The sequence below is a fragment of the Povalibacter sp. genome, from assembly GCF_036735925.1.
Taxonomy (GTDB): domain Bacteria; phylum Pseudomonadota; class Gammaproteobacteria; order Steroidobacterales; family Steroidobacteraceae; genus Steroidobacter.
In genome coordinates this window covers 67,886-88,865 of sequence record NZ_DAINNK010000001.1, presented here as the reverse complement: position 1 = coordinate 88,865, position 20,980 = coordinate 67,886, and the positions used below count along the sequence as shown (strand labels likewise).

The window sequence follows — 20,980 nt, the reverse complement described above, 5'->3', positions numbered from 1 at the left end:
GGTCATCCGGATATGGAAATGGTCATGCAGTGCGGCACCACGCCGCCGACGTAGTCGTGCACTTCGAGAATGTTCACGCCAGCCGGATACACGCGCTGCGGCAGCGTCTCCGACGAACCGGTCGAGGTGCCTGCCTCGATGAGTTCGCCGCGGCTGTAGACATAGATGTCCGGATCGGAGGCGGGCTGACCGTTGGCCGGCGCACCGGGCCCTACGGCGCCCTGCACGGATATACCCAGTGCCGTCGCCGATGCCAGCGTCAGCCGCAGGAAGCGGCGAGCGCCGAGTTTCTTGCCATCGTTCTCGTCGCTGCTGCTGCAGATGCTGAGCGGCTGGTTGCGGGAGATGTCGGTATAGATGGGCGTCGCGGTCGAGATGCCACCCGTGTTCGTTTCGCCGCTGCCGAAGGCGTCTGCCGATGCGGAAATCGATTCACCCGTGAGCAATGCATTGAGCCCCGAAATCTGCGTCGAGCTGGAAAGCGCGCGCAATCCCGCAGCGAAGGTGTAGATGCTGGTCAGCGCCTCGGTCGTGCGCTGTGCGCCGGTCATGACCGAATAGAGCGGCGCGAAGCCGAGCGAAAGGGTGTCGGCGCCGTCGTTCGTCGAGTCGAAGAGATCCCAGAGGATTTCGTGCACCGATGATTCCGAGTACCAGCCTTCTGCATCGGCGCTGTCGGATTCCATGTTGAACTGGAAATCGGCGGAAACCCCGTCGTGGGAATCGCGGTAGACCGGATCATTCAGCGTCATGCCGGAATAGGCATTGCCCCAACCCTCGCCGAAGGCGACGCGGAGATCGAGCCGGTCGCCGGCGCCGTGGTCTCCGCCGATCGAATCCGATCGCGAGAAGCGGTCTTCGATGTAGTGCCCGAACTCATGCGCGATGACGTGCTGATCGAATTCGTCGGTGTCGCCTGCGCCGCCGGCGTAGTCACCCAGAACGTAGATACCCGCCGGCAGCGCCACCTGGGGCGTGCAGTTGCCGGAATCGAGTGCGAGGGCGCCGTTGGTGTAGAAGGTCGTGCCGATGTTGCCGTTGGTCGTGCAGAACCAGTTCGCCGCCGAACTCACCGTCGTTCGATTGTCCGGACTCCAGTAGAGGTTCAGCGCGGGGAACGCGGTCGTCGGTACGGCGCTCAGGATCAGTTCCCTGGTGCGATAGACCGTATCCAGAATCGCAAACGGGGCGGCGGCTCGCGTACCGGTATAGCCCGTGCCGCCCCAGCCGGTCGTAGCCAGCATATCGCGCGTGACGGTGGCAGTGCCGCTGTCGAAACCCGCACCGTCCAGAACATACAGCGCGCCGTTGTTCGTGTTGTTGAGGACGCGGAAGGTCCAGGTGGGCGCCGAACCGCTGCTGATCATTTCCGCGCGCGCGCTGACGACCATCTGCGTGTTCTGCGGCACCTCCAGCCAGTAGCTGCCGTTTGCATCGGTCGTCGTGGCGGCGATGCGCGTCCGCGAGCTTGCATTGTTGATCGCCTCGACCACGGCCTGTCGCGCCGGCGAGATCACCGGGTTGGCGAAGTTCAATCCCTGACCGGCGACGGCGGTGAAAGGCGGGCGTTCGAACTGGATGCGACCGCGCACGACGGTGTTGCCCGCTGCGGCCACGCTGACCACCGTTGATCCAGTCGCTGAACCGCCGGGCCCCGCACATTCGAGCGTAAATGTCGTCGCTGCCGTCAGCGCACCCGTCGACTCGGTGCCGGAGGTCGCTTTCGATCCGGACCAGCCGCCGGAGGCCGTGCAGGTCGATGCGTTCGTGCTCGTCCACGTGAGCATGGCCGCACCTGACGCCGCCACGAGAGGATCGCTCGCGGTCAGCGTCAACGTCGGCGGCGGATTGACGACCGTCACCGTCGCTGATCGCGAAACCGATCCACCCGAACCGGTGCAGCTCAGCGTGTAAGTCGTCGTCGCCGCGGGTGTCACCTGCTCCGTTCCCGATGTGGCCTTCGCTCCGGCCCATCCGTCCGAAGCCGTGCAGCTCGTTACGCTGGTGCTCGACCAGGTCAGCGTCGCAGCACTGCCTCCGGTGATCGTCGTCGGATTTGCCGTGAGCGTGAGCACCGGCAAGAAAATGGAATCGACCGTCACCGTCACCGATTGCGCAGCCGAGCCGCCCGAACCGGTACAGGTCAGCGTGTAGGTTGCCGTCGCCGCGGGTGTCACCTGCTCCGTGCCCGACGCGGCTTTCGTTCCGGTCCAGCCGCCGGAAGCCGTGCAATTCGTCGCATGGGTGCTCGACCAGGTCATCGTGGATGACTGGCCCGAATCGATCGAGGTCGGACTGGCTGCCAGCGTCACCGTCGGCTGAGCTGGCGAAGGATTGTCATCCCCTCCGCTGCCACCGCAAGCCGACAGACCCAGCAGCATTGCGAGGGCAAGACAGCGATGGGCGACGCGAAGCTCGATCATGGTGGTTCTGGGTGCTCCAGTAGCGGCCCGGGACGCTAGCACAGCCCGGTGCCGCGTTGAAATCGAACAGTTCCGCGGCGCCCGCTAAAGAATCAGCGGGCCTTCGGCAATGGCTGCCAGTTGCTCCCGCAACTGCAGCACGTGGGTTTCCCAGTAGCGCGGCTCCTGGAACCAGGGAAACGCCTGCGGAAAGGCCGGGTCGGTCCAGCGGCGCGCCAGCCAGGCGGCATAGTGGATCATGCGCAGCGTGCGCAGGCTTTCGACCAGAACCAGTTCACGCGTATCGAATGTTGCAAACTGTGCGTAGCCGTTCAGCAGCTGCGCCAACTGCTCGCTCATCTCGGCACGGTTGCCGGCGATGAGCATCCACAGATCCTGGATCGCAGGTCCCATCAGGCAGTCGTCGAGATCGACGAAGTGCGGGCCGTCGTCCGTCCACAGCACGTTGCCGCGATGACAGTCGCCGTGCAGGCGGATTTCGGCCGCGCCGCGCGCATCGTCGAATGCATTTTCGATGTGCTCCAGCAGATCGGAGGTCAGCGAGTCGTACGCGGACTCCAGGTGCGGCGGAATCCAGCGGTTCTCGAGCAGGTAGTTGCGCGAATCGACCCCAAGCGTTTCGATGCTGATGCGGCCGCGATGACGGAAGCGCTGGCGCCGGCCGACCATGTGCATGCGGCCGAGAAAACGCCCCATCCACTCGCGCTCGGTGCGCGAGCCCAGTTCAGGCCAGCGACCGCCGCGACGCTCGAAGATCGCGAAGCGGAAACTTTCATACGTGAACAGCGTTTTGCCGTTGCGCACCTGCGGCGGTACGACCGGTATTTCGGCGGCCGCCAGTTCGAGCGCAAAGCCATGCTCTTCGTAGATCGCCTCGGTGGTCCAGCGCTCGGGGCGGTAGAACTTCACGATGATCGGCGAGCCGCCCTCGATGCCGACCTGGTAGACGCGATTCTCGTAACTATTGAGCGCGAGGATGCGCCGGTCGGAAATGCGGCCCAGCGATTCCACGGCGGCAATGATGGCGTCGGGCGTCAATCGGTCGTAGGGATGGGGATCGGGGCGTGGCATCGGCGCGGGAGTGAGAGGTCGTTCAACAAGCGTGGCGATTTCGGCGATCATGATATCCACGTTAGTCTTGCATTACTTCGTGTCCCCAACTTTTCATCCAGCGGGCCTTTCATGACCATTCTCGTTACCGGCGGCGCCGGCTACATCGGCAGTCACGTCGTACGTCAGCTCGGCGAGCGCGGCGAACGTGTCGTCGTGCTCGACAATCTTTCCACGGGTTTCCGTTCGGCGGTATTGAGCGGATCGTTGGTGGTCGGCGACACGGGCGACCGCGAACTCGTTTCGCGCCTGCTGCGAGAAAACAGCATCGAAACCGTCATGCACTTCGCGGCACACACCATCGTGCCGGAGTCCGTGTCGAATCCCCTGAAGTACTACGGCAACAACACCTGCTCGACGCGCAGCCTGCTGCAATGCTGCGAAGCCGCGGGCGTGAAGCACTTCGTGTTCTCCTCGACCGCTGCGGTGTATGGCATCCCGGAAGGCGGCATCGCCTCCGAAGACAGCCCGACGCAGCCGATCAATCCGTACGGCACTTCGAAGCTCATGAGCGAGTGGATGCTGCGCGATCTCGCGGCCGCCAGCGCCCTGCGCTACGTGGTACTGCGCTATTTCAATGTGGCGGGCAGCGATCCTGCCGGCCGCATCGGCCAGTCGCCCACCAGAGGCACGCTGCCCACCAAGGTCGCGTGTGAAACCGCCAGCGGCAAGCGCCCGCATCTGTCGGTCTTCGGTACCGACTACCCCACCAAGGACGGCACGGGCGTGCGCGACTACATCCATGTCGAGGACCTGGCCAGCGCCCATCTCAAGGCCCTGGACTACCTGCGCGCCGGCGGCGATTCGCGCACCCTGAACTGCGGCTACGGCCACGGTTATAGCGTGCGCGAAGTGATTTCAACCGTGAACGAACAGCACGGCCAGCCGATCAAGGTCGTCGAAATGCCCCGCCGTGCCGGCGATCCGCCCAGCCTGGTGGCTCGGGCCCAGCGCGTGCGCGAAGTGCTCGGCTGGGTACCGAAGTATGACGATCTCGAAGTCATCGTCCGGTCACAGCTCGACTGGGAAAAGCGGTTGCTGGCGGAGCCGGGATTGCAGAAGAACTAGCCTTCTTTGATCTTCCTGTGGGGCCGGCTTCAGCCGGCCTCTTGGGGAACGTCAGGCTAAAGCCTGACCTACAGCTGATGCCGACACCCACAAGCTCAGCCGTCCGCCTTCGTCCCGGACTAGAATCCGGCTCATGCGCTTTCCCCGCCCCAAATCGCTGAGCAGCCTGATGCTGACCGGCTTTGCGCTGGTCTCCGCGCCATTGCTGCTGGCGGTGGTGATCGGTGCCGCCAAGGTCCGCAGCCTGTCGGAAGAGAGCGCCAGCCTGGTCCGCAACGGGGTGGAAGCGACGCACTATTCCCAGCAGCTGTTCCAGCAGCTCGCCTCGATGGAACGCGGTGCGAAGCTGTACCAGGTACTCAACGACCCTGCCCTGCTGCAGGTCTACCGGGACAGCCGCGAGCGACTGCTGGTCACGCTGACCAATATCGAGAGCGTGGCCGACGATCCGGTCAGGCAGACCCATATCCAGACGCTGCGCAGTGGGCTGCGGCGGATCGACAGCGCATTCCTGTCGCTGACGCCGGCGACACCGGAACAGGTGCGCGAAGCGGTCGAATCCATCGCGCCGATGTGGCAGGCCACCTTCGAGCTTTCCAATGCCACGGGCGAGCAGATCGAAACCGGCCTGCAACGCATGCAGGCCTCCACCGCGGAGACCGAGCGCTATCTGTTCTGGCTGTCCGCCGGACTGATCCTGCTGACGGCGCTGCTGGTCGCCATGTTCACGTTCGTCCTGATGCGTCCGATCCGGCAGATCGACCAGGCGATCAGCCAGCTGGGCAAGGGCACGTTCTCGAAGGCGATCGCGGTGCGCGGTCCGACGGACCTCACCGATCTCGGCCGGCAGCTGGAATGGCTGCGCATGCGCTTGCTGGAAATCGCGCAGGAACGCAACCGTTTCCTGCGCCACATGTCCCATGAGCTCAAGACCCCGCTGGCGAACATCCGCGAAGGCACTGAACTGCTGATGGACGGCGCGGTCGGAGAGCTGGACAGCGCCCAGCGCGAGGTCACCACGATCCTGCGCGACAACAGCATCAAGCTGCAGCAGCTCATCGAAAACCTGCTGTCGTTCAGTGCCTGGCAGGCGCGGCACACCGGAATCGAGATCAGCGAGTTCCGCTTGCGGCCGATGGTCAAGTCGGTGCTGGAAACGCATCAGCTGACGTTGCTGGCGCAACGGGTGCATCTGGAACTCAAGGTCCAGGACATCGAGCTGCGTGCCGACCGGGCCAAACTGAAACTGATCCTGGATAATCTGTTGTCGAACGCGCTCAAATACAGCCCGCGCGGCGGTAACATCTACATCCACGCGAAAGCGGACGACGATCTGCTCGTGCTGGATGTGGGCGACACGGGACCGGGCATTTCCCGCGACGAACGCGGAGCGATCTTTCAGGCGTTCTATTCCGGACGAACGCCCATCGCGGGACATTTGAAGGGAACCGGCATCGGACTTTCAGTGGTCAATGAATTCGTGCAGGCCCACGGCGGCTCGATCGAGATCGTCGATGGCGTGTTTCCCGGCGCGCACTTTCGCGTCCGCCTGCCGCTCGCACCGACGCTGGAAGGTACGACATTGTGATTGCGCCCGGTGCAGCGACCGCGGCCAGGATAGTCGACAACGGATAATGAACAGCAGGCGTCGCAATTTGTTCTCGACAAGGATGATCGTCCGCAGCAGCCGCTGGGCTGCCATCGGTGTTGCCTGCGTATGCGTCGCCGGCTGCGAACTTCCGATGCTGCGGCAGGAACCGCAGCCGCCCGCGAACGTGATTCCCGCCGCGGAAGACACGCTCAGCCCGTATCTCGACACGATGCAGGGCCTCGCGAGTTCGGACCCCGCACGACAGGCGGATGTGTTCTACGAAGTCGAACGCGAATACACACGCGCGCCGACGACGACAAATACGCTGCGATATGCCGCCGCGCTCGTCACGCCCGATCATCCCGCTGCGAAACCCGCAGAGGGCAAGAAACTGCTCGAAACCTTGCTGGCCACGCCGGAACGAATGACGCCGGCGGAACGTACATTGGCACTGGTGTTGATCCACGAGACCAACGCCCGATTGAAGCTGGAAGCCGAGAATCGTCGGTTGCTAGCGACACTCGACGATCGCGGCCGCTCGCAGGCAAACTCGGACAAACGAGTCCAGGCGCAGATCGAGGAAAACGCCCGTTTGCGTCGTGCCTTGGCCGAGACCCAGCAGAAGCTGGAAGCCATCAAGGAAATCGAGAAAGATCTCAGTGAACGCAGTACCTCGCCCCCTGGCAATCGCGACCTCGCAAACAGTGAAACGCAAAGCCCGTCTACTAGTCGTTGACGACGATCCCGGGCTGCTGCGGCTGCTCACGATCCGTCTGCGCGCCGAGAACTACGACGTCGAAGCCGTCGAGAGCGCATCGTCTGCACTCGCCGCACTCGCCCGCGTGCGTCCCGATCTCGTACTCACCGACCTGCGCATGGATCAGATGGACGGCATCGGACTGCTGAAGGGAATCCATACGCGCGCCCCCGGCCTGCGCATCATCATCCTCACTGCCCACGGCACGATTCCCGATGCGGTGCAGGCGACTCAGAGCGGCGCCTTCGCCTTCCTGACCAAGCCGGTCGACAAGCAGGAACTGCTCGACCAGGTGCAGAAGGCCCTCAAGGTTTCCGGCTTCGCCGATACCGCCGAAGACTGGCGCAGCGAAATCGTCACGCGCAGCGCCGTGATGGAAGAACGCCTCGCGCAGGCCCACATGGTCGCCGGCACCGACGCCCGCGTCATGATCACGGGCGAAAGCGGCACGGGCAAGGAACTGCTCGCGCGCGCCATCCACAAGGCCAGCCCGCGTCGCAACCGTCCGTTCGTCGCGATCAACTGCAGCGCGATGGCCGAGAACTTGCTCGAAAGCGAACTGTTCGGCCACGTCAAAGGCGCCTTCACCGGCGCGATCCGCGAACACCGCGGCCTGTTCCAGGCGGCCGACGGCGGCACGCTCATGCTCGATGAAATCGGCGACATGCCGATGCGCCTGCAGGTGAAGCTGCTGCGCGTGCTGCAGGAGAACCAGGTGCGCCCGGTCGGCAGCACCGATGCGATCACGGTCAACGTGCGCATCATCTCGGCGACGCATCGCGATCTGAAGCAGCTCATCATGGGCGGGCATTTCCGCGAGGATCTGTACTACCGCCTCAACGTCGTCCACATCGAGATGCCGTCGCTGAACAAGCGTCGTGAGGACATCCCGCTGCTGGTGTCGCATTTCCTGGAGAAGATCGCGCAGGAAACGGGGTTGCCGCGGCATATCTATGCGCCGGAGGCTGTTGAAGTGCTCGTGAGCGCGGACTGGCCTGGGAATGTCCGTCAGCTCGAGAACGTTGTCCGCCAGAACGTCGCACTCGCGACCAGTCCGATCATGAGCGCCGAGCTGGTACAGGCTGCATTGGGCGGTGGTCCGACCCGCCTGCCCTCCTTTGATGAGGCGCGGGACGATTTCACGCGGACGTATCTGTCGCAGATCCTGCAGATTACCGGTGGGAATGTGAGCCAGGCGGCGCGGCTGGCGAAAAGAAACAGAACGGACTTCTACAAGCTGTTGGCCCGGCATCAGTTGACGCCGGAGGATTTCAAGCAGCGGTAGAACTTCAGCCCGCCAAACTCAGGGCCTCACAGAAGCCGAGACCCGACAAAAACAGAAAGCCCCTCGAATGAGGGGCTTTCTTCATTTCACATCATCCGGATGAACATCATCCAGGCGGGAACCAACGCTGCTTACTTGGCAATCTTTCTGCGACGAGTTCCAAGACCCGCGCCGAGAAGGGCAAGACCGAACAGGCCGAGCGTACCTGGCTCCGGAACCGAAACGGAGGTGTTGGTATAAGCACCCGAACCACCGGCTTCATTCTCACGGCAGCTGAACAGACGGCAATCTGTGTCGAGAATCGACCAGGTGGCGCCGCCCACATCCAGGAACTCGAGAGCGAACAAGTTGGCGAAGATCATCGAGCCACCGGTAATGTTGCCAGCCGAATCTAGGTAGTAAGTGCCGAGGCCGGCCGTACCGCTGAACGAGTATTCACCGACGGTGAACGTATAGCCGATCAGGTCACCAAAGAGCGCGTACTCGTTGATCTCGTTACCCGAACCATAGCTCTGAGGATCCGCCCAGAGGGAACCCGCGATCGAAGGCACGTCTTCGCAGTTGCCCCAAGAGCACGTTCCGGAGTAAGTCCAGTTCATTGGAACCGCCGCGCTCAGGCCAGGAAGCGCCAGTAGCATCGATCCCAGTACACCCATAACCAGCTTTTTCATTGATTCACTCCGGGTTTCTTTAACCGTCGCGCAGTCGACTGCAGCATCCATGGCAAAAATAAAGCACGATTCGTGCCATCAGTATTAATCATTGCAAGAACAATCCGTTACTGGTACTCGCCTGCAACCCACACGGTCATGGGGACGCAATGTGTCAGCAGTTTCGACAGGAGGATTTATGTAGCCGATGAGATGAAGTGCGTTTTCAAAACGGCTTAGTGCCTTCGCGAGTGGCTATGGCACCCCCACAAGCCAAGCCTTGCCACACCCCGCGGACGCATCCACAGTTCGAATCATGCAATCCGATCCTACCTACGCCCGTTCATTTCGCAGCGCTTTAGGCTCGTTCGCCACCGGCGTTACCGTTGTCACTGCACGCTCTTCCGAAGGATCAGATGTCGGACTGACCGCCAACAGCTTCAACTCGGTGTCGCTCGACCCGCCAATGATCTTGTGGAGCCTGGCGAGAACTTCCCGGGCCCTGCCGGTTTTCATGAGCACCGATTTCTTTGCCGTCCACATCCTTGCGTCTGACCAGGAATCGATGTCGACGCGCTTCTCGCGCGCATCGGCAGATAAGTTCGCGAACCTGCCGATAGATCGCGGGCTGGGCGAAGTGCCGCTGCTGCGGGATTGCTCCGCCCGATTTCAATGTCGCACCGCCTTTCGCTACGAGGGTGGCGATCATATGATCTTCGTCGGGCAGGTTGAGTCTTTCGATCACTCGCCTCGCCGGCCGCTTGTATTCCATGCGGGTCGCTATGCCCATGCAGTGCATGCGGAAAATCCGACCGATCAGAAGCCACTGGGAATCGAACCCGATAGCAGTTTCAGCCAAGACTTTCTGATCTATCTTCTGGGACGCGCTCACCATCAGTTGTTCCTGCAAGTGCGCAGGGAACTCCAGCGACATGACCTGACCGAAGCGGGGTGGTTCGTGCTGAGCCTGCTGGGAGTCTCCAACCGCCGCACCCTCCACGAATTGCAGCAACTGCTTTCATATACCGGTAAGGATGTGAATTACGAACTGGTGGCCGGCCTGGCCGCTGCCGGACTGGTACGCCTTCATGGCCATTATGACCCCCATGCGCAGGTGGAATTGACCGAGTCTGGCCGATCGATCGTGATCGAACTGGTCTCGGCCGCAAAAGCTGCGGAAGCTCACGCCGAACGCAATCTGGACGTGGGCGAGACTCAGTTCCTCAAACGATCTCTGCGTCAGATCATCCTAGACTCGGATACTAGCCCATCAGCCATTCAGCCCAGCAACGCTTCTGATCTCGAATAGCCCCGCGTTGCTCGCAAACCCGGCTTCAGTTCACAGCGGCAGCGCCTCCCCGTACTTGACAATACGTACCCGTAAGTTCCTTGAGCTTGCAGGCTCCAATCCGGACAATGCGTGCCCAACAGTTTCGGCCCAAACCTCATCCATGCTACCCACCCGAGTTATCCATCCTTCTGCACCCGCAAACCTGCGGGTAGGGATCGACCTCGTCCGGGTGAGCCATATTGCGGAATCAGTCGAGAGATTCGGCGAACGCTTCTTGACCAGAATTTTCACATCCCAGGAAATTGCCTACGCGGCTTCGTCCCCCGCTTGCCGGAACGAACGGCTGGCAGCCCGATTCGCCGCCAAGGAAGCGGCGATGAAGGCATTACAGCTAGCTGACGAAGGTATTGCCTGGACAGATCTTGAGGTTGCGCGGCAACCCTCCGGCGACTGCTCGCTGCGCCTGAATGGCGCAGCACAACGCGCCGCGGAACGCGCGGGCACCTATGAACTGGCACTGAGCCTCAGCCATGAGGGTGATTTGGCGACCGCTATCGTCGTGGCCCAGAGAACCATGTCCAGCGAAGTGCACGACGATCTCCCCGTATTTTCCTAACTCCAAGATACTCATGACAGACAGCGACCGCGCGGCGCGCATACGCCGCATTCTGAAAGACCACGGCCGCCTCAGCGCGGATGCCGAAGGACTCACGACCGAGCAGGATCTCTACCAGGCAGGCATGACGTCACACGCGAGCGTCAATGTCATGCTGGCGCTTGAGGGTGAATTCGAAGTCGAGTTTCCCGACCACATGCTGAAGCGCAACGTGTTCAATACGATCAGTTCCATCAGCGCCGCAATCGATGACTTGAACGGTAACTGAGGTCGACAATGACCGGCCGGGTCAGGAGCATCCGTTCATATCGACGCCAGTTCCTCAACACAGGATGGGAACTGTGTTCGACACCGCCAGGCGCGTTCGAACACCCTGCCGCCCTGGCCGCTGCGAATCCCGGCTGGATCAGCATCAGCTCCGCGATGGGCGCGGCCGAGGCGCTGCGTTCGCTCGGCCACTGGTCGCTGACGGATCCGCCCCGTCGCTTCGACGCGCTGGACTGGTGGTTTCGGGTTCGTTTTGCTGCCCCGCCATGCGCCGACGGTGAAAAGCTCGTGCTCGGCTTCGACGGCATTGCGTCCGTCGCCGACGTATGGCTCGACGGCGAGCATCTGCTCGCCAGCGACAACATGTTCCTTGCTCACGAGCGCGCCATTCCGTCTGCGGCCGGCAAACGCGAGTTGATCATCCGCTGCCGGTCGCTCGACACGCTGCTGGCGCAGAAGCGCCCGCGGCCGCGCTGGCGAGCGCCAATGATCGAAAATCAACAACTGCGCTGGTTTCGGACGACGATTCTGGGTCGCACGCCGGGCTGGTCGCCATCCGCTGCGACCGTGGGGCCGTGGCGGGATGTCTGGCTCGAATGCCGGCGCAACGTTGAAATTGGCGCCGTGCAGCTGCGATCACGCGTGGAAGGACACCGCGGGCTGCTAGAGGTCTCGGTCGATCTGACCAGCCTCGGACCTACCATCGAATCATGTTCACTGACACTGCAGCGTGGCACGCATCAGTACGGAAGTGCGCTGACTGCAAACGACGGCGGTCGCTTCAACGGCTGCATTGGTGTCGACAGCCCGAACTTGTGGTGGCCCCATACGCATGGCGAGCCCGCCCTCTATGCGGCGACACTCATCGTTCATTGCGCAGGCGAGACCATCACCGCGGACCTTGGGCCGATCGGCTTCAGATCAATCTCGGTCCGCACCGATAACGGCGATTTTTCCGTCGCCGTCAATGGCGTTGCGGTGTTCTGCCGCGGTGCATGCTGGACACCGATCGACATCGTGCGCTTGCGGGCGGATGAGTCTGTCTATCGTACCGCCTTTGACCAGGTAGTCGAAGCCGGCATGAACATGCTGCGCGTGAGTGGCACCATGGTCTACGAAGACGATGCCTTCCTCGATGAGTGCGATCGGCGCGGTGTGCTGCTATGGCAGGACTTCATGTTTGCGAACATGGACTACCCGGCCGGCGATGCAGCATTCGATAGCTCCGTGCGCCAGGAAGTCATACAGCAGTTGCAACGCTTGCAGTCACGCGCATGCCTCGCGATCCTGTGCGGCAATAGCGAAGGCGCTCAGCAAGCCGCAATGTGGGGTGCATCGCGTGACCTGTGGCAGCCTGATCTCTTTCACAAGACGCTGCCGCAACTGAGTGCTGAATTCTGCACCGACACCACGTACTGGCCGTCGAGTGCCTTTGGCGGCAGCTTCCCACACCAGCCCGACAGTGGCAGCTGCTCTTACTATGGTATCGGTGCGTACTTGCGTCCGCTCGAAGACGCACGTCGGTCAGGGGTACGGTTCGCCTCCGAGTGCCTCGCCTTCGCCAACGTGCCGGAGCCCGGAACGATTGCAACTATGCCCGGCGGCCATGGCCTGCGCGTTCATCATCCGGCGTGGAAAGCGTCGACGCCACGCGATCTGGGCGCAGGCTGGGACTTCGAAGATGTGCGCGACCACTACCTGCGAAGCGTTCTGGGCGTCGATCCCGTTACTCTGCGTTACTCGGATCACGATCGCTATCTCGAATTGAGCCGCGTGATCACCGGCGAAGTCATGACAGGCACCTTCGCTGAATTGCGGCGGGCCGGGTCGACATGCCGTGGGGCACTGGTCTGGTTCTTGCGCGACCTGATGCCGGGGGCCGGTTGGGGCTTGATCGATGCTCGCGGACTGCCGAAAGCTTCCTACTATTATCTGCGACGCGCCCTCCAACCGCGCTGCATCATGTTCACTGACGAAGGCTGCAACGGTCTGTTCATCCACGTCGTCAATGATTCGGCTCAGGAACTCGATGCGCGCATCGAGCTAGCGCTGTTCAGAGACGGTGCGACACCAGTTGGCTCAGGCAGCAGCCGAGTTCGAGTAGGCGCACACCTATCTACCACGATCGTGGTTGCCACACTGTTCGACGGCTTCCGGGATCTCAGTTACGCCTATCGATTTGGCCCGCCGCAGGCGGACATAGTGACCGCACGGTTGGTGGAACAGGAACAGATTGTGAGCGAAGCATTTCATTTTCCCGCTGGACCTCCAAATGTCCGAGCGCACGACATTGGTCTCAGCGCCAGTGCGATTGCCGTCGACGAAACCAATTATGAACTGATGCTGTCGACGCGGAACTTTGCACAGGGGATCCGCATTGAGGCGGCTGGTTACATCGCCGACGACCAGTATTTCCATCTCGCGCCAGGCCACGATAGGAAAGTACGACTACGCGCCCAGAATGATGGGTGTGTCCTGCGCGGTCACGTGAGCGCCCTCAATGCTACGGACGAGGCGCGCATCCAAGTAACGCCCTCAACGATTGGCGCCCATCGTGGCTTGTGCCGATGATCATTGCCCAACGCGGATGCCCACTATACTTTGGCGACCCTGAGCGTCCGCTGTTCGGCTGGCTACACCAGCCGGCCGAACAGCGGGCCTCGATCGGGTTGGTGATCTGCAGTCCGACGGGCTACGAAGCGGTATGCGCGCGCCGCGCCATCAAGCATCTGGCAAGCGATGCAGCTCGCGCTGGTATCCCTGCTTTGCGTTTCGACTATGACGGTACCGGAGACTCGGCTGGTACCGACTTGGATGATAATCGCCTCCGCAGCTGGACGAAAAGTATCGAAATGGCTATCGACGCGCTGCGCTCACATAGTGGCGTGCAGCGCGTCTGCCTTCTGGGCATCCGCCTTGGAGCGACCTTGGCGACGCTCGTTGCTTCCAAGCGGTCCGACATCGATGCGCTCATCGGCGTTGCACCGATCGTAAACGTGCGCACCTATCTGCGTGAGCTGCGAGCCCTTTCGCTCGCACGTCCACGAACTTCACCACCGGACGTCACGGACGGCGACGTGCTCGAAGCCGCCGGCTTCGAAATGACGTTACAAACGCGCGAAGCGTTGCTCGCCGTGGACCTAATGAAGGAGTCGCCACCGCCGTCGCTACGAGTGCTGATCATCGAGCGCGACGATATGCCGAGTAACGACGCGTGGCCACGCCATCTGCAGGCCGCTGGCGTCAATGTCGAGTCTCTGCGACCACCCGGCTATGCCGCAATGATGCTCGATTCGCATGAAGCGCAGCTTCCGACCCGGATCATCGCGACGGTAACGGAGTGGATTATGCGGCTGGCCGGCCCTACTGCGACAATCCTCGACGGTCGCAGCAAGCCACTCCGCACCCGCGCATCGTTCGAGTCACCAAGCGCCAGCAGTTCGGCTCGAGTCCACGAAAGCGCGCAGTTCCTGGACGAACAATGCACGCTCTTCGGCATCGTCAGCGACGCGGAGAACGCACCCGCTGAGCACCCGACACCGTTAGTGCTGCTGCTCAATGCCGGCGCCGTACATCACATTGGGCCAAACCGGCTGTACGTCACGCTTGCCCGGCGATTGGCAGCGCGGGGCGTCCGCGTCCTGCGCATGGATCTATCGGGCCTGGGTGACAGCGCGGTCGCCGAGGGCTACATAGACAATGATGTGTACACACCACGCGCCGAGCAAGACATCCGCACCGCAATCGCCCGCATGCAACAACTCTATGGCGCGAGTGAAGTGCATGCGGTGGGACTGTGTTCAGGTGCGTACCATGGATTCAAGGCCGCGGTGGCTGGCGTACAATTGCGCAGCGTCGTCGCCATCAATCCCCTCACGTTTCATTGGATCTCAGGGATGTCGCTGGCCATCCCCGAGTACCGCGTGGCCTCGCAAATGCGCCACTATCGCAAGATGCTTCTCGAATGGGAGCTATGGAAGCGTTTGCTCACCGGCAACGTCGATCTGGGCGAAGTCATGCATATCCTACAAAGGCGCATTAAGGCAGCCAGCTACAATGTGCTTCGCGAGATCGCGCGCGCGGCACGCATCTCGCTACCCCGCGATCTCGGTAGCGAACTGCTGCGCATTGCTCGTCAGAACACTGACGTGCTGTTCGTATTCGCGCAGAACGAACCCGGGCTCGACCTGCTGCAGGGTGGTGCAGGGTCGGTACTCAATCGCCTGCAACGACGCGAGCTTGTGCAAGTTGTAGTGCTTCAGCAGTCCGACCATACGTTCACCACACATTGGTCGCGCAAGAACCTGCTCGAGGTGCTCACCGCTCACACGCTTAGCTACGCATGCCCGAAAGGAGTAACCGCAGCGCACCCCCTTACCACGAGTACGAACGGCACCTGAGACAATGCGGAAGCACGGACATTGGCCGGCGCTGGACGGACTGCGCGGCATCTCGATCTTGCTGGTGATTGTTCACAACATCGATGCCTTTTCTACCGCCTCGGGCTGGCTGTGGCCCGCACAGCTCCTGGCTCAAGCGGGCTGGATCGGCGTGCAAATCTTCTTCGTGCTGTCGGGTTTTCTGATTACCCTCATCCTGCTCGATACGCGAGATAGCAATAACTACTACCGAGCCTTCTTCGCACGGCGCGCCCTGCGCATCATGCCGCTGTACTACCTCGTACTCTTTGCGGGACTGATTGTACTGCCAGCACTGGTCGAGCTTAGTCCGGAACGTCTCGTGTCGTACCAGCATCAGTTCTGGCTGTGGACGTTCCTGACCAACTGGGCCGAACCGTTCGACAGGACCGTGCAAGGCTTCCCACATTTCTGGTCGCTGGCGGTCGAGGAGCAATTCTACCTGCTGTGGCCGCTACTCATCCGGCGCAGCTCATCGCACGGCGCGCTGGCGCTTTGCGTTGCGCTGATGGTTGCGGCACTGGTCATACGATGCGCGATGCTGTTCTCTGACGCAAAGCCGGAGATGATTTACATGTTCACAATCTGCCGAATGGACGCCCTTGCCGCAGGCGGCTTGTGCGCGCTGCTGTTACGTGCTTCCGGGACGATCCAATACCTCGATCGTCGGCGACACTTGCTTGCACCCTGTGGCTTGGCGCTGGGCGCCGCGGCAGCGCTGTTGACCTCGGGTTTCGCACCTTTCGCTGCGACAACGCTGACCTATGGCCACTCGTTGCTGGCAATTTCCATCGCTCTGATTCTGTTGAGCTTAGTTCTGCCCCCCCCGCCAGGAGTCAGCTCCACGCTGCAACGTCTGTTGGCGTTCGGGCCGCTGCGCTCCACGGGCAAGTACAGTTATGCGATGTATGTCTTGCACATCCCGTTGTTTGCGATCGCAGCGACTCTGCCGCAGTCAGTGCGTACGATGTCGCTGGAACATCCACTGCTTAACACGGTCATTCTCACCGGTTGCTGCTACTTGGCGGGAGCGCTCAGCTACCACGTCATTGAGAAGCCTTTCCTCGCACTCAAGCGGCGCTTCGTCGCTCGTGACACCGTTCGTGCTGGTGCCTCGCAGGAGACCTGAGGACGCGAATGCCCCCCCCGATCACGGCGCACCATACGACATCGATCCGCGCTATGATGCCTCGTTATTTGAAGCCTCGCTCTGCGAGCGAGACTCACGACTGCACGCGGGAATGCGACGAACGTCACATTGCTATCAGCGCCTGTGCTCTCACACTAGCCACGACACCCAGACTGCCTGACAACTCATGATATGAGCGCCAACCTCCTCGGCAACGCTGTCTCTTTCGACCCCAACGCGATTCGGACCATAGCCAACGAAATCGCCGCTAAGCACGCAGCAGATGTAGACGCACAATCCCGCTTTCCGCAAGAGACCGTCGATGCGCTGAAGCGCGCCGGCTTCATGTCGGCGCTGGTTCCGAAGGAACTGGGTGGTGCGGGCTGCTCGATGCGCGAACTCGCAAATTTCTGCGCGACCCTGGCGCAAGCTTGCGCCTCAAGCGCGATGGTTCTGGCAATGCACTATAGCCAACTTGCGTGCCTGGTGCGGCATGGCGCTGAGTCGCCGTTCTTCCGCCGCTACCTACAAGACTTAGTCACCCATCAATACCTGCTCGCATCGATGACCTCGGAAGTCGGGACTTTCGGCGACACACGCTCGAGCATCTGCGCGGTAGAACGCAACAATGGCCGCTTCAAGCTCAACAAGGATGCAACTACCGGTTCCTACTGTGCGTACGCCGACGCGATTCTCGTGACTTGTCGCCGCTCGGCCGATGCACCCGCTTCCGATCAGATACTCGTGCTCGTGCGCAAGACAGACTGCGAACTTACGCAAACTACGTCGTGGGATACGCTTGGAATGCGAGGCACATGCAGCCCGGGCTTCAGACTCGAATCGTCCGGCCCCGAGGAACAAATCGTTCCAGGCTCGTTCGCCGACTCATCGGCTCAGTCAATGGTTCCGTACTCGCATATCCTTTGGGCTTCGCTCTGGTATGGCATTGGTGCCGATGCCGTCGGTCGCGCCGCAGCCTTCGTGCGGGCCGATGCGCGCAAGAAACCAGGTACAGTGCCGCCGATGGCGACGCGTCTCGCGCAGGTGTCAACCGAACTGCAGGCGGTGCGCCACAACTGGCTGTCGCTCGCCGACGAGTTCGACGCCATCAATGGACAGCCCGACGGCTTACAGGAGCTGCTATCGATCGGTTGGGCGCTCAAGACCAACAACCTCAAGATCAACGTCTCCGAGGCCGTACCGCAGATCGTGCATCACGCATTACAGATCATCGGCATCATGGGGTATAAGAACGATTCAAGATTCAGCCTCGGACGTCAGTATCGCGACGCGCTGTCCGGCGCGCTGATGATCTCCAATGAACGCATCGCGGCGAAGAACGCCTCGATGCTGCTCGTCTTCAAGGATGAGTGAGCTCATGTCCAAGCAAGGCGACCGTTTCGATTCACAGGAACTGTTCGATACTCTTGTAGCGCACGGGCACATCGTTCCGGTCGGCGTGCAAGGCGCGTTTGGCCGTGGTGCGCAGTTCGAGGACGTGCTAGAGCGCTTCAACGATCTAGTGAGCGACATCGCACGCGACGATGGCGCCGAGACGCGGGCATTCCCGCCCATCGTCAATCGCAAGGTGATCGAGAAGAACAACTACATGGAATCGTTTCCGCATCTGTGCGGCACGGTGTTCAGCTTCTTCGGCAAGGAACTACAGGCACGCGAACTGGCCCAGAAAGCCGCGAGCGGCGAGCCTTGGGGCGAGTACCTCGGCATCACCGACGTATGCCTCACTCCGGCCATCTGTTATCCGCTCTATCCGACGCTCAAGGGTGTGCTGCCCAAAGGAGGCCGGCTATTTTCGATGCTCGGCTGGGCCTATCGGCACGAACCTTCCGCCGAGCCGACCCGGATGCAATCGTTCCGCATGCGCGAATTCATCCGCGCCGGCAGCGCCGGCGAGGTGGTCGAATGGCGTGACATGTGGCTCGAGCGCGGCCTGAAACTGTTGCGCTCACTCGGCCTCGAGGCGAGCTCCGACGTAGCCTCCGACCCGTTCTTCGGCCGCGGCGGGAAGATGATGGCGGCGAATCAGAAAGAGCAGCGGCTGAAGTTCGAGGTTCTGATCCCTGTCATCTCGCGCGAGAATCCGACCGCCTGCTGTTCGTTCAACTTCCACCAGGACCACTTCGGCTCCAAGTGGGACATCCGCACCAGCGATGGCGCGGTGGCCAACACGGCCTGTCTCGGCTTCGGCCTGGAGCGCATCGTCATGGCGCTGTTCAAAACGCACGGTATGGAGATCGCGCGCTGGCCGGCCGACGTGCGCCGGCTGCTGTGGCCCGTGCGTCCACTCGCTTGAGCCTCCTCAGCGTCATCGGCGGGCTCGACCCGCTCGCGTACACCCGTCATGCCCTGCATGGCGAAGAACGCATCTGGGTCGAGAAGAACTGCTACATAGATCTGTGGATCGAGCTACTGCACGCGATGCGCCTCGAGCCGCTCGCCATGCTGCCGTTCACCGCCGCAGTCGACTTCGAGGACGATCAGTGGACCTTCTACAAGCCCTCGCATGAGGAGCTTCGCGAGCTGTACGGCGTCGATGTGCAGGAGCTGACGGTCTGGCGCACACTGCTGGAGCACGTACTCGAGCATACCGCCGCCGGCCGTATGGTGAGCACGGAGGCGGACGCGTTCTGGCTGCCTGACACCGCCGGCACCGACTATCGCCGCCAGCACACCAAAACCACGATCGTAATCAACGAAATCGACGTTGAGGCACGCACCCTGCGTTACTTCCACAATGCCGGCTACTACTCTTTGGAAGGCGAGGACTTCGTGCAGACGTTCCGGCTCGATGCGGCCCCGGACCCGGCGTTCATGCCGCTATTCGCGGAATTTGTGCGTGCGGAAGGCATTGTGCGCCGGCCGACCGAGCAGCTGGTCGCCCTGTCTTTGCAGCTATGGCAGCGGCACTTGCAACGCATCCCTGCGACCAATCCGATCCCGCGTTTCCGCAAGCGCTTCGATGGCGACCTGGAGCACATGCAGCAGCGTGGCCTGCCCTACTATCATGCGTGGGCGTTCGCTTCGATCCGCCAGGTCGGCTCAGCATTCGAGCTGGCCGCACTGAACCTGCAATGGCTAGGCGCGAACGGCGTCGCCAACCTCGAGCGTGCAGCGGATTCGTGCATGGAGATCGCGACGCTAAACAAGGCCTTCATCCTGAAAGCAGCGCGTGCGGTAAACGCGCGCCGCGCGTTGGACAGCGCAGCGACGTTCGGTGCCATGGAAGGCGCATGGGAGCGCGCCATCTCGGTTCTCGGCGAACGCGTCGGCCGGGAGCGCCAGCTCACCTAATTCCGAACCGGCGCAACCAGCGCGGCCAGCGATCACCCAGGCCGAGTTCGACTTGCAGTGCCTGGATGCGCCCGAGGCTCGCAGCCGACAACCGGCCGCCCGGCACCTGGCCGAAATTCGACTTGGCCTGCGACAGGGACTTGGTTCCCATGATCACCGTCGACACTTCGGGGAAACTGAGCGGATAGCGGACCGCGGCCTGCACCATCGAGCCAGCCTCCTGCTCCAGGAAGCGGAAGCGCTCGACCTGCTCCACGGTGCGCTCGATCTGTTCACGGGTCCACCTGTGGCGCTGGTCCGCCGGATCGGGGAACGTTGCATCGCGCTTGAACTTGCCGGTGAGGAAACCCTCACGCAGTGCAGAGCGGACGATGATCGCCTTGCCGGCTTCATGCAACTTGCCCAGGCGCGCCATGAATGGATCGGGCTGCAGCAGATTGAAGGCGACCTGAAAACCATCCAGGTCCACGCGCCCGAGCACGAAGTCAATGTCTTCGACCGTGTACAGCGATACGCCGATGAAGCGCACCTTGCCTGCCTTGCGTACCTCCGCCAGTTCATCGAACAAGCCCGCGTCCTTGCCGCTCGGCACCCAATGCAACTGATAGTAATCGATGACATCGGTGCGCAGATCGGCGAGCTGGCGCTCCAGCGTCGCGGTGAGCCCTGCATCCTGCCCCGAATATTTGGTGGCCACGATCCATTTCGATCGGCGGCCTTCGAGGAACTCGCCCAGCACGCGCTCCGACTCGCCGTACACGGCCGCGGTATCGACGAAATTGCAGCCCAGTTCCTCGGCGCGCGCTAGCACTCGCAGCGACTCGCTCTTGTCAACCGCGCCGTAGCCCTGGCCTCCGATCGCCCAAGAGCCGAAGCCGACCTCGGATACTTTCAATCCCGTGCCGCCGAAATCCCTGAACCGCATGCCCGAACCACCTGCGTTTGCATCTGTGTCGTCACTCGTCGAAGTCGTCATGTCAGCCTCTGGCGACGTGCGAATCAGCCGCCGGGCGGCCAGCGCACTGACTCCCGCCGCGGCGGCACCGATCAGCAAGGATCGTCG

At 62.0% G+C, this 20,980-nt stretch carries 20 protein-coding genes; 16 read left to right on the top strand and 4 right to left on the bottom strand.

Translation table 11 applies throughout. The features are described from left to right. Nucleotides 1-2: 2 nt before the first annotated feature. Entirely contained in the window at nucleotides 3-1,625 is a 1,623-nt protein-coding gene (locus V7D81_RS00395) for a hypothetical protein (RefSeq protein WP_324313730.1), read from the bottom strand. Nucleotides 1,626-1,707: 82 nt separating this feature from the next. On the opposite strand from V7D81_RS00395, the gene V7D81_RS00390 reads away from it, so the two are divergent. Genes V7D81_RS00390 through V7D81_RS00380 form a run of 3 tightly spaced genes read left to right on the top strand, consistent with a single transcriptional unit; the run spans nucleotide 1,708 to nucleotide 2,322 of the window. Further along, the gene (locus V7D81_RS00390) at nucleotides 1,708-1,914 is read left to right on the top strand and encodes a hypothetical protein (RefSeq protein WP_324313729.1); all 207 of its coding nucleotides are present in this window, start codon (nucleotides 1,708-1,710) and stop codon (nucleotides 1,912-1,914) included. 39 nt (nucleotides 1,915-1,953) lie between these two features. After that, on the top strand, nucleotides 1,954-2,154 hold the full coding sequence (locus V7D81_RS00385) for a hypothetical protein (protein ID WP_324313728.1): 201 nt from the start codon (nucleotides 1,954-1,956) through the stop codon (nucleotides 2,152-2,154). Nucleotides 2,155-2,184: 30 nt separating this feature from the next. Continuing rightward, nucleotides 2,185-2,322: a hypothetical protein gene (locus V7D81_RS00380; RefSeq protein WP_324313727.1), complete on the top strand. Its 138-nt coding sequence runs from the start codon at nucleotides 2,185-2,187 to the stop codon at nucleotides 2,320-2,322. Nucleotides 2,323-2,507: 185 nt separating this feature from the next. On the opposite strand, the gene V7D81_RS00375 is transcribed toward V7D81_RS00380, so the two are convergent. After that, nucleotides 2,508-3,494 carry a serine/threonine protein kinase gene (locus V7D81_RS00375; protein ID WP_324313726.1) on the bottom strand — a complete coding sequence of 329 codons (987 nt, stop codon included), beginning with the start codon at nucleotides 3,492-3,494 and terminating at the stop codon, nucleotides 2,508-2,510. A 111-nt stretch (nucleotides 3,495-3,605) separates the two neighbouring features. On the opposite strand from V7D81_RS00375, the gene galE reads away from it, so the two are divergent. The 4 genes from galE to V7D81_RS00355 all read left to right on the top strand — a co-directional run bounded on the left by galE (nucleotide 3,606) and on the right by V7D81_RS00355 (nucleotide 8,234). Next, nucleotides 3,606-4,601 (top strand): UDP-glucose 4-epimerase GalE, encoded by a 996-nt coding sequence (galE, locus tag V7D81_RS00370; RefSeq protein WP_324313725.1) that lies wholly within the window; start codon nucleotides 3,606-3,608, stop codon nucleotides 4,599-4,601. A 133-nt stretch (nucleotides 4,602-4,734) separates the two neighbouring features. Next, complete coding sequence (locus tag V7D81_RS00365; protein WP_324313724.1) at nucleotides 4,735-6,189, top strand: sensor histidine kinase; 1,455 nt, start codon at nucleotides 4,735-4,737, stop codon at nucleotides 6,187-6,189. Between the two features lie 82 nt (nucleotides 6,190-6,271). Next, a complete protein-coding gene (locus tag V7D81_RS00360; protein WP_324313723.1) occupies nucleotides 6,272-6,928 on the top strand; it encodes a hypothetical protein in 657 nt (218 codons plus the stop codon). Further along, nucleotides 6,897-8,234 carry a sigma 54-interacting transcriptional regulator gene (locus V7D81_RS00355; protein ID WP_324313722.1) on the top strand — a complete coding sequence of 446 codons (1,338 nt, stop codon included), beginning with the start codon at nucleotides 6,897-6,899 and terminating at the stop codon, nucleotides 8,232-8,234. Before V7D81_RS00360 ends, V7D81_RS00355 begins: the two co-directional genes overlap by 32 nt. Nucleotides 8,235-8,365: 131 nt before the next feature. Here the strand turns inward: V7D81_RS00355 and V7D81_RS00350 are convergent, their stop codons facing one another. Next, complete coding sequence (locus V7D81_RS00350) at nucleotides 8,366-8,905, bottom strand: PEP-CTERM sorting domain-containing protein (RefSeq protein ID WP_324313721.1); 540 nt, start codon at nucleotides 8,903-8,905, stop codon at nucleotides 8,366-8,368. Between the two features lie 295 nt (nucleotides 8,906-9,200). On the opposite strand from V7D81_RS00350, the gene V7D81_RS00345 reads away from it, so the two are divergent. From V7D81_RS00345 to V7D81_RS00305, 9 genes are all read left to right on the top strand, one after another. Then, complete coding sequence (locus V7D81_RS00345) at nucleotides 9,201-10,193, top strand: flavin reductase (RefSeq protein WP_324313719.1); 993 nt, start codon at nucleotides 9,201-9,203, stop codon at nucleotides 10,191-10,193. Between the two features lie 142 nt (nucleotides 10,194-10,335). Then, entirely contained in the window at nucleotides 10,336-10,791 is a 456-nt protein-coding gene (acpS, locus tag V7D81_RS00340) for a holo-ACP synthase (protein ID WP_324313718.1), read from the top strand. 13 nt (nucleotides 10,792-10,804) lie between these two features. Then, nucleotides 10,805-11,059, top strand: coding sequence for an acyl carrier protein (locus V7D81_RS00335; RefSeq protein ID WP_324313716.1), 255 nt, complete (start codon nucleotides 10,805-10,807; stop codon nucleotides 11,057-11,059). Nucleotides 11,060-11,067: 8 nt separating this feature from the next. After that, the gene (locus tag V7D81_RS00330) at nucleotides 11,068-13,629 is read left to right on the top strand and encodes a glycoside hydrolase family 2 protein (RefSeq protein WP_324313715.1); all 2,562 of its coding nucleotides are present in this window, start codon (nucleotides 11,068-11,070) and stop codon (nucleotides 13,627-13,629) included. Beyond that, complete coding sequence (locus V7D81_RS00325) at nucleotides 13,626-15,458, top strand: alpha/beta fold hydrolase (protein WP_324313714.1); 1,833 nt, start codon at nucleotides 13,626-13,628, stop codon at nucleotides 15,456-15,458. Before V7D81_RS00330 ends, V7D81_RS00325 begins: the two co-directional genes overlap by 4 nt. Nucleotides 15,459-15,462: 4 nt before the next feature. Further along, entirely contained in the window at nucleotides 15,463-16,605 is a 1,143-nt protein-coding gene (locus tag V7D81_RS00320; RefSeq protein WP_324313712.1) for an acyltransferase family protein, read from the top strand. Nucleotides 16,606-16,797: 192 nt separating this feature from the next. After that, nucleotides 16,798-17,979, top strand: coding sequence for an acyl-CoA dehydrogenase family protein (locus V7D81_RS00315; RefSeq protein ID WP_324313711.1), 1,182 nt, complete (start codon nucleotides 16,798-16,800; stop codon nucleotides 17,977-17,979). Nucleotides 17,980-17,983: 4 nt separating this feature from the next. After that, nucleotides 17,984-18,919 carry an amino acid--[acyl-carrier-protein] ligase gene (locus V7D81_RS00310; protein WP_349257582.1) on the top strand — a complete coding sequence of 312 codons (936 nt, stop codon included), beginning with the start codon at nucleotides 17,984-17,986 and terminating at the stop codon, nucleotides 18,917-18,919. After that, nucleotides 18,916-19,917, top strand: a complete 1,002-nt coding sequence (locus V7D81_RS00305) for a DUF1839 family protein (protein ID WP_324313708.1) — start codon at nucleotides 18,916-18,918, stop codon at nucleotides 19,915-19,917. The genes V7D81_RS00310 and V7D81_RS00305 overlap by 4 nt, the downstream gene beginning before the upstream one ends. Here the strand turns inward: V7D81_RS00305 and V7D81_RS00300 are convergent. After that, the gene (locus V7D81_RS00300) at nucleotides 19,910-20,971 is read right to left on the bottom strand and encodes an aldo/keto reductase (RefSeq protein WP_324313707.1); all 1,062 of its coding nucleotides are present in this window, start codon (nucleotides 20,969-20,971) and stop codon (nucleotides 19,910-19,912) included. The genes V7D81_RS00305 and V7D81_RS00300 overlap by 8 nt on opposite strands. Nucleotides 20,972-20,980 lie beyond the last annotated feature (9 nt).